Consider the following 15,877-nt stretch of genomic DNA (forward strand, 5'->3'; position numbering starts at 1 on the left):
TTTTAAATTTCGTTTTTGATTCAATTTCTCTTAAAATAAGAAGGTAATTTATCATCTAATAATGCATTTATTAAATACATTTTAAGAAAGAATTGAATGGTCAAAAAGAATTTTATTCACATTCAAGAGATTATGCAACAACCTGAATTGTAATTGTTCCGATTAATTTTGCAGCACCAGTTGTTGATGGGTTAACAGTAACTTGGTTTCCAGCAGTTGCTGATGATCCAACGAACACTAGATCTGCCATCGTAATTTGTGAACAACCAGGTAAGTTTTTAATTAAGTTTCAAACGCCTGTCATATATGTTCCTGGAGTTGTACCGACAGTAATTGCTGATGGAGTAACACCTGCAATACTTGCTCTACCTACAGTTATTGTGAATGAATCAGTCATTTTTGAACTTCCTTTTGCTGATGGGTTAACAGTAATTGTTGCTCCAGCATTTGATGTTCCTGTAATGTCCAAGTCATCAGCTGTAATTGTTGATAATCCAGTTAATGCCTGAATTTGAGTTAAAATAGTTGTTTTAGCAACCTCAAAACTTGTCCCAGCATTGACCACGATTGTACCAACTCCAGTAGCAATACTTGTTTTGCCCTGAACAATTGTTCTAGTTCCTAACAGTTTTGTAGAACCGCTTAATGAAGGTTTAATAGTGATTGTTGCTCCAGCAGTAGTTGAACCTGTAATGTCTAAATCATCAGCTGTAATTGTTGATAATCCAGGTATTCCTCGAATGGCAGTTACAATTGATGCACTAGCTGTTACAAAGTTTGAATCCAAAGTAATGGTTGGCATTGCAATAGTAGAAATATCAACTCTTTGGACAGTGATTGTAAATGAACCAGTTAATTTTGCAGATCCGGCATTTGTTGGTCTAACAATGATTGATGCACCAGGATTTACTGTTCCAATTAGTTCAAAATCATCAACTGTGATTGAACCACAACCAGTTAATTCTTTAATTCTATTTAAAATAGTTGTTTCGTGATCATTTATGTCTGAACCCGCAAGAATAGTTGGTTTACTAATAGCATTGATATCTGCTTTATTTATATTTATTGTAAATGAACCAGTTAATTTTGCAGTACCAGCACTAGTTGGTCTAACAATGATTGATGCACCAGGAGTGCTTGAACCTATTATTTCAAAATCTGCATTTGTAATTGCTCTCCCACCAGATATTGCTTGAATTCTAGTTAAAATTGTAGCTTTATGATCTTGTGGGTTTGTACCTGCAACAATTGTTGGTGGTGCAATATTTTCAAGATTTATTTTATCAACAATCACTGTAATTGTTCCAGTTAGTTTTGGTGTTCCAGCATTTGATACCGTTACTGTTAATGTTTCTCCAGCAAGAGCTTCACCAGTCACAGTGATATCACCACCACTGATTGCTGAACAACCAGATTTTTGTTGGATTTCAGTTAAAATAATACTTTTCGCATTTTGATCTGTTGTCCCTGCAGGAATAGTTGGAACTATTACATCAGAAATGTTTGCTCTACCAACTCTTGCTGTAATAGATCCTTCTAGCTTTGAAGCTCCAGAAGCTGTTGATGGGGTAATAGTTAATTCTGTTCCAGCATTAATTCTACCTCCAACATCACCAGTTACAGTAAGGTCAGTTTTGGCAATTGTTGAACAACCAGGAAGATTTCGAATTTTTTCTAAAATTGTTTGTTTTACATCATCCACTGATACTCCCGGAATTATTAATGGTGCAATAACACCATTAATATTTGCTTTTTCAACAACAATTGAAATTGTTCCAGTTAGTTTTGAAGTTCCAGAAGTTGTTGATGGAGTAACAGTGATTGTTGCTCCGGCATTTGTTGATCCAACAAATGTTAAATCACCCATTTGAATTTGATCACAACCAGGTAATCCCTTGATTGTATTTAAAATAGTTGTTTTATGAGCTTCAATATCTGAACCTGGTTGAATGACTGGTTTGGGAATAGCACCAATTGCTGCTTTAGCAACAATTATGGTAATTGAACCAGTTAGTTTTGAAGTCCCAGATGTTGTTGATGGAGTAACAGTGATTGTTGTTCCAGCATGTGTTGTACCTGCCAAATCAATATCATCTGTTGTAATTTCTGAACAACCACGAATTGCTTGAATAGTTCTTAAAATAGCACTTTTTGCATCATCTCTCGGTGTTCCAGCAGCAATAGTTGGCATTGCAGTACCAGTAATACCAACTTTTGCAACAGTAATTGTCATTGTTCCAGTTAGTTTTGCAGCCCCAGCTGCTGATGGAATAACCGTGATGATTCCCCCAGCCCCAGTTGAACCTTCAAACACTAGATCGTTTTGAGTAATTTGTGAACAACCAGCAATTCTTTTAATTTCATTGCCAGTGAATCAATCTTTGATTCCTTGCATTGATACACCTTGAGTATAAGAAGGTAGAGATTTTGTAATATCTGCTTTTTCAACAACAATTGAAATTGTTCCAGTTAGTTTTGCAACACCAGAAGCTGTTGATGGAGTAACTGTAATTCTTGATCCAGCATGTGTTGCACCAGCAAATGTTAAATCATTTTTTACAATTTCTGAACAACCAGGTAATTTTTGAATCTCAGTTAAAATAGTTTCTTTATGCGCATCTAGATCTGAACCTGCAGCAATTGTTGGTTTCTTAATAATACTAATATTTGCCTTACCAACTTCTAAAGTAATTGCACTTGGTGTTTTCAATTTTGTTGAACCAACAATTGCTGAAATTGTGATTGTTGATCCAGGCATTGCAATTTCATTTAATCTTGAAATTGTATAGTCAACACCTTTTTGTGCTCCTGCAATTAATTTTTCAAGTGCTTGTTGAATTTTAGTTTCAACACTTGCTTTTGGTTCAGCAATTTCAATTGTTGGAATTGCAGCATCTGTCAATAATTTACGTTCAATAATCTCAAATGTGAAGCTATCTTTCAGTTTGCCTGATTCAACTTTAGCAGTTACTGTTACTTTTCCACCAACAACTGTGCTTAATAATCCGGCAATTACATAATCATTATTAAAAGTTGCAGTTGGAGCAACTTTGATGATTTCTGCTTGAATTTTAGCGCGAATTCCTGCTTGACCTTCTCCATCATAAGTTGTTGGGATCACAATTTTTGCAATTGATGGTCTAGTATCTGTAACTACATCGAAAGTAAAACTACCTTCAATAATTTTAGAGTCTGGTTTTGCTTTAACTGTTACAGTTCCTCTTTTAACAATTCTGCTTAATCCTTCAATTGTATAATCACGATTTAGAACGATTTTTTGACCATTGATTTTGCTGCTAATTGCAGCATTAATTCGAGCTTCAATGTTAACTTGAGTATCACTATTATAAGCTATAATTCTAACTCCACGAATATTAGTTTTTTCAATATTGATTGAAAAAACTTGTCCAAATCAAACTTTTTCACCTTTTGATTTTGGGCTAGCATCAATTCCTTTTAACCTGAAAAATGTTCTTCCTGTTTTTTCCTTAGCCATAACTGTGATTTTTGCTGGAGCTGGTTGAGATCCATCACGAGTCATTGTTGTTTGTTTAGGGACAAACTTAACATCTAATAATTTCTCATCTGATGAAAGTGGTTCACCATTTTTGTTCACTTCTAAAACTGTTATTGATTTATATTTATCAACTAAAGATGCTTTAACATCGATACTGTGTGTGCCTGTTGGGGCAACTTTTAAATCGAAATTTTGATTGGGTTCATCACCACACGCAACAACAGTTGCGGCTGTTGTAACAACCATTCCGATACTACCTAGTAGTCCTAATAATTTTTTCATTTTTTACCTAATTTTTCCTTTACCGTTTCTCTTTGAAATTTCGTTTTCTCTTCAAAATTTTCATTCGTTTTACAAAATACATAATAAAGGAATTTTAAAAAATAAAATGCTTTTTTTCGCTTTTTTAAAAAATCTTTCGGGTTTATTTACTATCTGAATTTTTATTTTCTAAACCCATGAAAATCATAAAAAAGCGAAAAAAAAGGTTATTTTAGGCTTTTTAAGATTTTTGTTGAAAATATTGATAAAAAAAATAGTTTTTTTCAACTTTTTAAAAAAATGAAAAAGATGTTTTTTACGCTAACTGATTACAAAATTAGATGTGAAGAAATTGACCGAGATTACTTGTTTTGAGCAATTTTATAAAAATTGTTTCTTTGTTTTGAAGTTTCAAGATTAGAACAGTTCAAAATTTATTAATATCTAATGATGCTTAGTCCGGTTTTTCCAGTCAATGTTGATAGTTCAAAATGAGATATTGTTATGATCTTGTTCATATTCATTTCATTAATTAAGAAATCGTACTTCGTCTTGCTCACTTATTCTTTGATCAAAAAACTTTTAAATTTTAAAATTAAAAGTTCTTAAATTTTTGGATAACAATCTAATAGGTATGTATGCAAAAAAAATGAACTATATTGTTAAGATATCTCAAAAGCAATTAAAATAATTAATTATCTATTCAACACACCATTTCTGTTTGTAACGCTCTTGGATTCAAATTCAAACTTTTTAATTAACACGATTTTCATTTTTTAGAAATGACAAAAAAATTGAATTTTTTGCCAATATTTGCCATAAAAATTTCAAAATGATTTAAACTTTTGCTTTTTTTGAATTTTTGAATTTTTGTGAGTTTGAACAATTAAATTCTCGCCTCTAAAAAACCTATAAATATTTTTTCAAAAAATTCAAAAAAGCATTTTATTTTTTAAAATTCCTTTATTATGTATTTTGTAAAACGAATGAAAATTTTGAAGAGAAAACGAAATTTCAAAGAGAAACGGTAAAGGAAAAATTAGGTAAAAAATGAAAAAATTATTAGGACTACTAGGTAGTATCGGGATGACCGCAACAACAGCTACAGCTGTTGTTTCTTGTGGTGGTGAAACATCAAAATTAGATGTTGAAAGTATTAAAACAAAAGTTGAAGCTCATGATGGAACAACAAAAGAAGCTATCAAAGCAAATATTCATAGAGAAATTATCAAAATTGCACCAAGGGCAGTAATGGATCGAGATTATGAAGTTCTTGGATTACGTGGATCTGCAAACACTGGAGAAATTACAGTTAAAGCAAAATCAACTAGTGTCAGACTTAAGGGTGAATTTAAATTCCACATCGTAAAAAGAACAACAATTAATGGTTTGAAGATTCAAACCAATTTAGGAGGTTTAAATGACAAAACTGATAGTTCAATTAAAGCTGCTTTTATTGGTAAAAACCCACAATTTAAAGGTTTAACAATTAACCATTTAAAAATTGTTGCCTCAACAGATAATGAGGCAACAATTGAAATTTTAAGCGATACAAAAACTCATAAAGGCGCTGTTGATGTAAGTTTTTCAATTAAAAAAATCCTTGGGGGTGTTGCTGGATTGAGTTTAGCATTGGGTAGTATGAATCATAATGAACCAGAAGCAATTCTTGACAAATTTATTCAAATAAACCAAGATAAAAATTTATTCAAAGAAGATTTAGAAATTGTTGGAAACCCAACTGCAATTGGGGCTCAAATTCGCGTTAAAGCTAGTTCTCCAATTTATCAAGGTGTTGTAAACATTACATTTGCAATTAAAAAAATGTTAAATGAAATTCCATTAGACAAAAGAGATCTAAAAACAATTGTAAAACAGAGCGACGAATCTGATAACGCAGCTATTGCCCGTGTTTTAAACGATAATAATCCAAACTTGAATCTTACAGTGAACGATTTCACTTGAATTGGGACAGCTTATGGTTTAACTATTATTGCAACTCCAACATCACCAAACTTCCAAGGTTCAGTTGATTGTACATTAACCAATAATATTTATAGAAGCTTAAGCCCAACAACAAACAAGTGACACCACCAATTCGGCGATACAGTAGAAATAGGTTCTGGCTCTGGTTTTTATGTGAGAGTTTCCGAAATTACTCATCTTGGGTGAGATGCGACCGGTAAAGCACTACGAGTTCATGACGAAGTTACAAAAGTACCAAACTATATCAACCCAAAAATAACTAGTTTAGAAGGCTTGTTCGAAGATGCTGTATTATTTAATGGCGATATTTCAAAATGAGATGTTTCAAAAGTGACTAATATGAAGAAAATGTTTAAAAGAGCCCTATTATTTAATGGTGACATATCAAAATGAGACGTTTCAAAAGTTACCAATATGGATGACATGTTTAATAATGCAGCTGAATTTAATGGGGATATTTCAAAATGAGATGTTTCAAAAGTGACTAGTATGGCTAGAATGTTTTATAGAACAGCTGAATTTAATGGTGACATATCAAATTGAGATGTTTCAAAAGTAACTAGCATGCATGCTATGTTTGACCGATCACATAAATTTAATCAAGATATTTCAAAATGAGATGTTTCAAAAGTTACCGATATGGAATGAATGTTTTATGATGCCTATCAATTTAATCAAGATATTTCAAAATGAGATGTTTCAGAAGTAACTAGTATGCAAGCTATGTTTGAGAACACACATAAATTTAATCAAGATATTTCGAAATGAGATGTTTCAAAAGTAAGTAATATGAAAAAAATGTTTAATAATGCACAAGCGTTTAGTCAAGATATTTCAAAATGGAATGTTGCTAGAGTTACTAATAGTGCAAACTTTGCTAATAAATTAACTTCAGCTTGACCCACTAATTTTAGACCAGTTTTTAAATAGATTTCAACTTCAACATTAAGATCTTTTATCTAGTTTAATAAAAAAATGTCTATGTATTTTGACACCAGTAATCTGGTGTTTTTTATATCCATTTGTGTTTTACCATATTTGATTATGTTAATTATGTTTTATGAAATAAAAATTGTTTGAGTTATAGATCTTAGTCAAGAAAAACTAGATTAAGTCAACAATATAATGTTTCATTTTAATTACTTATATTAGAATATAAAAAACCAAACTTATTTTCTTGTCAATAAACTGACAAGTGATAAGTTTGGTTCATATTTAATAAAAGCTTTTAAAATAAATACATATTCTTTAAATTAAGAATTTTATAATTTGTATTTATATCGACTAATTTAATAAAGTGGTTATAAATTTAATAACTATTAAATCTATTAATCTAATTAATTTGCGAATAACCTAATTTATTTTTAAATTATGATAATTTAAAGAACTATTAGATTGTTATTTTCCAGTTGTGACTGTATAAGTTACATCAAATGGTGAAGTACCGTTTAATGTAAATCCTTCAGCTGGTGTTAATGTAACAGTAAGTGTTTTTTCAGCTTGAGCTTTTGGTGCAACTGTTCCAGTAACTTTTGAATTTCAATTAGTATGAGTTAAAACAGCATTAACTTTGCCAATAGCTGCTGTTTCATTAGCAACTGCTGCTGTTAAACTTGTTTGAATTTCAGTTTTTAATGCAGCAACATCAACAGTTTTATCAACTGGTGCGGCTGTTGTATAAGTTACATCAAATGGTGAAGTACCGTTTAATGTAAATCCTTCAGCTGGTGTTAATGTAACAGTAAGTGTTTTTTCAGCTTGAGCTTTTTCAACAACTGTTCCAGTAACTTTCGAACTTCAAGTTGCATTAGCTAAAACAGCTTTAACTTTTACAATAGCTGCTTGCCCATCAGCAACTGCTGCTGTTAAACTTGTTTGAATTTCAGTTTTTAATGCAGCAACATTAACAGTTTTATCATCTGGTTTAGCCTCTTTTGAAACTGTAAATTTAAATTCACCTGTAATAACTTTTGAATCTGCGGCAGCCTTAACTGTTACTTCTTCGCTTCCAACTAGTGTTTCAACTAATCCTGTAATTGTATAGTCAGTTGTTAATGCAAGAGTTGCTCCGTTAGCTTTTTTTGAAATTTCATCATGAATTAATTTTTCAACTTCAGCTTTCGTTTCACCTCTATATGCTTTTATTTCAATTCCTTTACTAATATCATGTTTAGCAATATTTACTTTGTAAAGTGTACCAAATAATTCAGATTCACCAGCTTTTTCAGCTTTTACACCACTTAACTTAATAAATGCTTTTCCTGCTTTGTCTTTTGCTGTAAATTTAATTAATTTATGTGTTGACGCTTCTGTTCCTGTAGCTGGTGCAAGAACTGCTGTAACATTTAAAAGTTGTTTTTCAGCTTCTTTAATTTCTTTACCGTCTTTATCAACTTCAATAGCTTTTACACCTGTATGAGTTTTTAAATCATCGTTTTTAACTTTAATTTCATTAGTTCCTGTTGGTGCAACTGTTGCGTCGAATTTTTCTTCTTCTTTAGGTTTGCTACATGCAACAACTGTTGCAGCCGTTGCGGCAACCATTCCAACACTACCTAATAATGTTAATAATTTTTTCATTTTTATTTTTTCCTCCGAAAGTTTTCTCTCTATGTATATTATATATGAGTTTGAAAAGAATTTTTTTAATTTTTTCATTCTATTAAAGATAATTATCTGGTTTTTTTCTTAATTTCTCCCTATTTTATTAGTTAATATCTTGTTTTTACAAAACTTATAAATTTTATTTCTAAGACAAAAAATAGTCCTTTAAAATGTTTTGAAAAACTATTTTAAAGGACTAAATGTTGTCATAAACTATGGATTCGAACCCTAACTATTCACAAAACATTAAAAATGTGTTTTTCGAAAAAGACATAGGTTTTGAAAGCAATAAATAATGTTAAAAATGAAATGCTAAATAAAATTTTTAATATAGATTGGTTTGAGATCTTCAACTTTTTCAATTAAAGCAAACTGATTGTGTTTGATTAAATCTAAAACATTTAAACCAAAATCAACATTGTTGTAATCAATAACTTGAACATATCTTTTTTGAACATATTGTTCAAAAAGGGTTTCAACTTGATCTTGATTAATTAATTGGATTGCTTCTTGGATTTTATAATCAGACAAAACACTGGCATAAAATTTATTTGAGCGAGCATTAATTAATGAAATCTTGTTTTTGTTCCCTGCTTGAAACTTTAAACTATCAATTACAAAAACATTAATTTGAGGATTTAAGACTTTTAGGGTTTTAACCATACTTAAACCAATTCTCACCCCAGTATAACTTCCAGGACCAATTGTTAAATAAAAATCATTAAGCATTTTTAAGGTTAAGTTATTACGTTTTAAAAACAGATTTAAAGAATCAAAAAAGATATCACTAATCTTTTTTGTATTATCAAGTAAGAATTGGTCAATAATTTGTTCATCTTTAATTAAAAGAAAAATTAACTTTCAATTTGTTGTATCAATAAATAATTTCATTTTAATTAACCTCCACTTGTCTTGTGTCTTCATCAATAATTTTAAAACAAAGTTTAATTGTTTTAAAATTAGTTCAATCAACATTTAAATTACCAGGTCATTCAATAATATTAATTGCTTCATCAAATTCATCAAAATACATTTCCACATCACTTGTTTTGTCTAAACGATATGCATCCATATGGTTAATGACTAAGTCATTAACCTGATATTGATTCATAATCACAAAAGTTGGGGAAGTGACATTTTGTTTCACACCTAAATTCAATAATAATTGTTTGGTAAAAGTGGTTTTACCAGCCCCTAAATCACCACTTAATAATAAATATAAAGGCTTATCAGCTTTAAGAATTAATTCAACAATTTCTTTAGCAAAATCGCTTGTGGCTTTTAAATTATTCAAAATTCTTGTTTTATGCATTTGTTTCACCTAACCATATATTCAACTTTTTGAGATCTAACAATCAAACATTTTCTTAATTTTATTTCTCTTTAGATAAATCATATTATAAAGCAAAAATAAATTGAATCTTAATTCAAAACAAAACGTTTGTTTTGAAGTTAAATCATCACGGATCTAAAAAACAAATTTCTCTATCTAGTAGAGAAATTTGTTTTCAATTTCAAGCAAAATGCTTGGAAGCTTTATAATCATTTTTTAAAGATTTTAATGTAAGTCATCTTGACGAGTTGTGCTAAACATAGATAGCCACAAATCAATCCAGCAGCAATCCCGATGAAAACTGGAATTGGTGGGGTCATATGTAATAATGTCCCAAATGGAGTGAAGGTTATTGAAAAGGCCAATGAAATGACCATCACCATTGTTAGATAAACAATTCATGGTGAACGCGATTGAATAAATGGCAGTTTTTCAGTTCTTAACACTTGCATCACCATTGTTTGGGTAATTAATCCAATTAAGAATCAAGAAGCATTAAATTGGGCAATGATTTGTGTCGCTTCAAATGATTCTTTATTGGTCATCGCATTAAATTCTGGAACTAAACCAAAACCAAAACCAACAATCACAAATGTTAGAATATCAAAGACCGAACTGACAGGTCCATTAATACAAACAAAGGGAACGAGATCATTTGATTTCCAACGTTGGGGTTTTTGCACGAATTCTTCATCCACGCGATCTAAGGCCATGGCAAATTGGGATAGATCATAAATTAAATTTTGAAATAACATTTGCACTGGCAACATTGGTAGAAATGGCAAAATTGCACTCGCCACGATGACTGACAAAACATTTCCAAAATTCGATGAAGTTGTCACTTTAATATATTTTAAAATATTAGCAAATATTGTTCTGCCTTGGATGATCCCTTTTTCTAACACTAAAAGTGACTTTTCTAATAAGATGATGTCTGAAGCATCTTTGGCGATATCTGAAGCATTATTCACAGAAATCCCCACATCACTTTGACGTAAAACAGGAGCATCATTAATTCCATCGCCCATAAATCCAACAATATGTCCTTTTTGTTTTAAGATTTGAATCACTTTAACTTTTTGTAAGGGGTTTAATTTGACAAAAATGTTTGCTTGTTCAACCATTGCTTGAATTTCGTGACTACTAGCAGCATCTAATTGTTCTCCGGTCACTAGACCTTTAATATCTAAATGCACCATTTTGCAAATAGCACGTGTTACTTGTTCGTTATCCCCTGTTAAAATTTTTAACTCAACACCATATTTGTGTAATAGTTTAATCATTTTTTTAGTTGAGGGTTTTGGGGTATCTAAAAATGTCGCAAAACCAAAAAAGATTAATTCATTTTCGTCTTCTGGAGAAAATCGGTTTTGATTTTGGTCAACTGGTTTATAAGCCACCCCAAGCACACGTTTTCCTTCATTGTTAATCTTTTCAAAATAAGCTTGAATTTGAGCTCTAATCGCATCAGTGATTTTTTGGATTTTACCTTGGTAATAGACTTTGGTTGAAACACTTAAAATTTCTTCCATACTTCCTTTTGTGACTAAAATCTTTTCTTCATCAGAATTAAAAATAACAGTTAGTTTTCGACGATTAAAATCAAAAGGGATTTCATCAATTTTTTGATATGTGTGCAGATCAAAATTTAATTTATGCGTAGAAACATAATCCACAATGGCTTTATCCATTGGGTTTTTAATCCCGGTTTGAAAGTAGCTATTTAAATATAAATATTTTAACAAGCGTGGATCTTTTTGTTTATCAACAGTCAAATATTCAACTAATTCAATTTTATCATTGGTTAAGGTTCCAGTTTTGTCTGTGGCTAAAATATCAATCGCTCCCAGCGATTGAATCGCATCCAGTTTTTTGACAACAACTTTCCCTTTGGCCATTCTTCCAGCCCCATTGGCTAAATTGGTTGATACAATCATTGGTAACATTTCTGGGGTTAGCCCAACAGCTACCGCCACAGCAAAAAAGATTGCTTTAAATCAAGGATTTTTGGTAAATCCCCCAATTTGATCTCAATTGGCATAACCAACTCCGGCATTAATTAAATACACAATTGGAACCATTACTAACATTAAAATTAACAAAACTCTTGTAACTTTTTTAACCCCAGTTGAAAAACTTCCTTCAGGTCTTTTTTCCATAATGGTCTTATTAATTGTGGCAAAATAAGTTCCATCTCCAGTTGCAATCGCGATTGCAATCCCACTTCCAGAAACAACACTGGTTCCAGTGTAACAAATATTTTCAAATTCTAAAATATTGTTAGTTTTTTTAGAATTTGTAGCATGTTTTTCAACTGGAACTGATTCACCAGTTAATGAAGATTGATTAATAAATAAATCTTTTGAATTTAAGATTCTGACATCGGCTGGAATCATATCTCCACTTGATAAATAAATTAAATCTCCAGGAACTAATTCTTTGGCATTAATTTCTTCACCTAACTTAATCAAATCTAATTGATTCTCTTGATCAATTTTTTTAAACGAAGCTAAATTATCATTATTTTTATGACGGATAATATCCGTTGTATTTTTAACAATGCTGCCAATCTTTTTCGTGATCAGATAACTTCTCAAAGCTTGAACAAAAGTCATTGTTCCACTGGCAAAAACCATTGCCAAAATAACAATTGCTCCAGTCACATCAAAAATACTACGTTCATTTGTAGTACCAAATTGGTATGTTATGAACGTGATAAAGTAATATGCGGCAATTGCCAACAAAATTAAACTAAAAGGACTAAAAAAAGCTTTTCCGATTTCTAAAATTCAATTAAATCGGTGTTTTTTTAATTCATTAGTGCCATATTTTTCTATTCTATCTCTATATTCGTTGTTAGTTAAACCAAAATGCTTTAGACCAAGAATTTTTTTAACTTCTTCTTGATCTGCTTCGACCATTTTTCTGATTAATTTTTCATTTTCAAATGTTGGTCCTTGTTTTTCCTTAACTTTAGAAATAAGAGTATTTTTTTTAAATTTAATCATTTTTATCTCCTATACTCTAGGATTAAATAATTTTACAAATTAACTACGAATAGAATGGTGGAAAACTTATAACATTATTTAATCGCTTACAACTTTCGGGGTCAGGAAAATCGCCAACCACTGCATTTACTATTGTCATAATCTTCACCACTCTTTCTTTACTTTTAAATTATAAACAATTAATCCACTTTTTGACTATTATTAAAAAAATTTTGCTTTTATATGTTTTCAGGGCAGAGGTTGTTTTTGTCTAGATTTAGTTGATAAAAATGGTTAAAATTTTGGTTTTTTTGAATTTAAAGGTCACATTTAAAATTTTATTTCTAATCTATTATGAGAAACAATCAAAAAAATAGTTTCAAATTGGAAAAGGAGTACATGAAAAAAGATATTTCATTTATAATTAAATATGAAAAAGGTGAACTAGATGTCGATGGGACAATTAGTTTAGAGGAGATGAAATTTATGGCTGATAATATGAGCACAAAAGAAGGAATTGAATTTGGCCAAGATTTTATGCATACTATGAAACAATATGGAAGCGTATTTCCAAAAAAGGCAAAAAAACCAATTAAGAAACCAGATCCAACAAATGAATTATTTAAGTTAACTAAGGCTGAATTGGTTGATATGGTGCAAAACATAATGGGTGTGGTGAATACTCTAAAAGAAGAATTGCAATTAGCTCAAGCTGAAATCAAAATTTTAAGACAGGAACTTGCTCAAACAAAAGAAGAATTAAAGTTAGCGCATGTTGAAATCAAGCGTTTGAAAGATAAATATGAACCTGATTTCTATTAGTGAGATCTCAACAAAAAATTAAAATCGGAAGTTCAATGCTTCCGATTTTAATTTGGGACATTTCTATTTACTCATTGACTATATAAAAAACATTTTTTTGAATTTAAAGGTAATATTTAAAATTTTATTTCTAATCTGTTATGAGAAACAATCAAAAAAATAGTTTCAAATTGGAAAAGGAGTACATGAAAAAAGATATTTCATTTATAATTAAATATGAAAAAGGCGAAATAGATGTCGATGGGACAATTAGTTTAGAGGAAATGAAATTTATGGCTGATAATATGAGCACAAAAGAAGGAATTGAATTTGGCCAAGATTTTATGCATACTATGAAACAATATGGAAGCGTATTTCCAAAAAAGGCAAAAAAACCAATTAAGAAACCAGATCCAACAAATGAATTATTTAAGTTAACTAAGGCTGAATTGGTTGATATGGTGCAAAACATAATGGGTGTTGTGAATACTTTAAGAGAAGAATTGCAATTAGCACAAGCTGAAATCAAAATTTTAAGACAGGAACTTGCTCAAACCAAACAAGAACTTGCTCAAACCAAACAAGAACTTGCTCAAACAAAAGAAGAACTACAATTAGCACATATTGAAATCAAACGTTTAAAAGATAAATATGAACCCGATTTCCTTTAATAGTATGTTGATAAAAATTAAAATCGGAAGTCCAAGGCTTCCGATTTTAATTTGAGTCATTTCTACTTATTGATTGACTATATAAAAAAATTTTTAGTAAAACTAAAAATTTAAATTTATTTCTTCAAAATTAATGATGGCTGAGTCATTTCTGAAGGGATTTCAATGTACATCAAATCTAAAATTGTTGGTGCAACATCAGCAATTCCAGCATCCCGACTTCTCATTTCAACATCAGCTGTAATAATAATTGGAACATTTTGGGTGGTATGTTTTTTATTTGGTTGCCCAGTTTCATCAATCATAATTTCAGCATTTCCATGATCAGCTGTGATCACCATAATCCCATTATGTTTGGTCACAAAACTATCATAAATTCTTTCCAGTTGCTGGTCTAAAACTTTGACAGCTTGAATTGCTGCTTGTTCATCTCCAGTATGCCCAACCATATCAGCGTTGGCAAAATTCAAAACAATCAAGTCAAATTCATTTTTTTCAATTTCAATTAATAACTGGTCAGTAATTTCTTTGGCTGACATTTCTGGTTTTAAATCATAAGTTGCCACTTTTGGGGAAGGGATTAAATCCAAACTAGCCCCATTCAAAGTAATTTCATTTGGTTTAGCTAAACCATTTTTGAAATAATCATTTCCCCCATCAAAGAAAAATGTCACGTGGGCAATTTTTTCAGTTTCAGCAATTCTTAATTGCTTATAACCTTGATCTGCTAAATATTGACCAAGGGTATTTGTTAATGGAGTTGGTGGGTAAGCAATGTGGGGTGAAGTCACTGAATCGGCATATTTCATCATTGAAACAAAACGAATTTGATCACCAATAAAATGCAATTCTTGAAATGATGAATAATTTCAAGCAGGATAGTTTTCATTGGTCATGATTGAAGCTATTTGAATCGCACGATCAGGTCTAAAATTGGTAAAAATCACAGCATCAAATGGTAAGATACCCCCAAGTGGATTATTTCTATTATAAGCTGGGGTAATCATTTCATCATCCTTGCCTAAATTGTATTCTGATTCAAGATAAGCAATTGGATCAGTAAACGAATTGACATCGTTTTGTGAGACCATTGCTCGATAAGCTTCAGCACTACGTTCAAAACGTTTATCACGATCCATTGCAAAATAACGTCCATTAATTGAAGCTATCACTCCAATATTGTTGTTTTGTTTGATTAGATCTAATAAAGTTTGTAGATAATTTTTAGCAACTTTTGGTTGGGTGTCTCGACCATCTGTAAATAAATCAAAGGCAATTTTGGTTAAACCAAAATTGACAGCAGCTTGATAAACAGCCATCATGTGATTCATATGTGAATGGACCCCACCATCAGAAAACATCCCCATTAAATGGAGAGTTGTATGATTGGTTTTGACAAATTCAAAAGCATCAACGATTTCTTTGTTTGTCGCAATTTGATTTGTTTTAACTTCATTATTTAGTTTGGCCAACGATTCAAATTTGATGCGTCCTGCCCCAAGATGAATATGACCAACTTCAGAATTTCCCATTTGTCCTTCTGGAAGTCCGACTCATTCACCTGATGCATGAGCTTGAACTCATGGATATTTAGTTTGTAATTGTTTGACAAAAGTCATGTTGGCTTGCGCCACAGCATTGCCTTTATCATGTTCATCAGCGATTCCTCATCCATCTAAAATCGCTAATAAAACTGGTTGTTTAATTCTCATTTTCT

The 15,877-nt window shown here is 30.8% G+C and carries 9 protein-coding genes; 3 read left to right on the top strand and 6 right to left on the bottom strand.

Translation table 4 applies throughout. The annotated features are described in order from the left end of the window. Positions 1–130: 130 nt before the first annotated feature. A complete protein-coding gene (locus tag ELUMI_RS04360) occupies positions 131–3,799 on the bottom strand; it encodes a lipoprotein (RefSeq protein ID WP_025734771.1) in 3,669 nt (1,222 codons plus the stop codon). 1,029 nt (positions 3,800–4,828) lie between these two features. Between ELUMI_RS04360 and ELUMI_RS04365 the strand changes: the two genes are divergently transcribed. Beyond that, positions 4,829–6,694, top strand: coding sequence for a BspA family leucine-rich repeat surface protein (locus ELUMI_RS04365; RefSeq protein WP_025734837.1), 1,866 nt, complete (start codon positions 4,829–4,831; stop codon positions 6,692–6,694). A 468-nt stretch (positions 6,695–7,162) separates the two neighbouring features. Here ELUMI_RS04365 and ELUMI_RS04370 read toward each other — a convergent pair whose 3' ends face one another. The 4 genes from ELUMI_RS04370 to mgtA all read right to left on the bottom strand — a co-directional run bounded on the left by ELUMI_RS04370 (position 7,163) and on the right by mgtA (position 12,709). Further along, complete coding sequence (locus ELUMI_RS04370) at positions 7,163–8,344, bottom strand: lipoprotein (RefSeq protein ID WP_025734838.1); 1,182 nt, start codon at positions 8,342–8,344, stop codon at positions 7,163–7,165. A 336-nt stretch (positions 8,345–8,680) separates the two neighbouring features. Further along, positions 8,681–9,259 carry a tRNA (adenosine(37)-N6)-threonylcarbamoyltransferase complex dimerization subunit type 1 TsaB gene (gene tsaB / locus ELUMI_RS04375; RefSeq protein ID WP_025734839.1) on the bottom strand — a complete coding sequence of 193 codons (579 nt, stop codon included), beginning with the start codon at positions 9,257–9,259 and terminating at the stop codon, positions 8,681–8,683. Between the two features lies 1 nt (position 9,260). Then, positions 9,261–9,680, bottom strand: coding sequence for a tRNA (adenosine(37)-N6)-threonylcarbamoyltransferase complex ATPase subunit type 1 TsaE (gene tsaE, locus ELUMI_RS04380; protein ID WP_025734840.1), 420 nt, complete (start codon positions 9,678–9,680; stop codon positions 9,261–9,263). 224 nt (positions 9,681–9,904) lie between these two features. Beyond that, entirely contained in the window at positions 9,905–12,709 is a 2,805-nt protein-coding gene (mgtA, locus tag ELUMI_RS04385; RefSeq protein ID WP_025734841.1) for a magnesium-translocating P-type ATPase, read from the bottom strand. Positions 12,710–13,087: 378 nt separating this feature from the next. On the opposite strand from mgtA, the gene ELUMI_RS04390 reads away from it, so the two are divergent. Both ELUMI_RS04390 and ELUMI_RS04395 read left to right on the top strand, forming a co-directional pair. Beyond that, positions 13,088–13,510: a hypothetical protein gene (locus ELUMI_RS04390; protein ID WP_100618559.1), complete on the top strand. Its 423-nt coding sequence runs from the start codon at positions 13,088–13,090 to the stop codon at positions 13,508–13,510. 185 nt (positions 13,511–13,695) lie between these two features. Then, positions 13,696–14,160, top strand: a complete 465-nt coding sequence (locus ELUMI_RS04395; protein WP_100618560.1) for a coiled-coil domain-containing protein — start codon at positions 13,696–13,698, stop codon at positions 14,158–14,160. A 116-nt stretch (positions 14,161–14,276) separates the two neighbouring features. Here the strand turns inward: ELUMI_RS04395 and gpmI are convergent, their stop codons facing one another. Beyond that, positions 14,277–15,872, bottom strand: a complete 1,596-nt coding sequence (gene gpmI, locus ELUMI_RS04400) for a 2,3-bisphosphoglycerate-independent phosphoglycerate mutase (RefSeq protein ID WP_025734809.1) — start codon at positions 15,870–15,872, stop codon at positions 14,277–14,279. Positions 15,873–15,877: the final 5 nt, after the last annotated feature.

The organism is Williamsoniiplasma luminosum, from assembly GCF_002803985.1.
GTDB classification, from domain to species: Bacteria; Bacillota_I; Bacilli_A; order Mycoplasmatales; family Mycoplasmataceae; genus Williamsoniiplasma; species Williamsoniiplasma luminosum.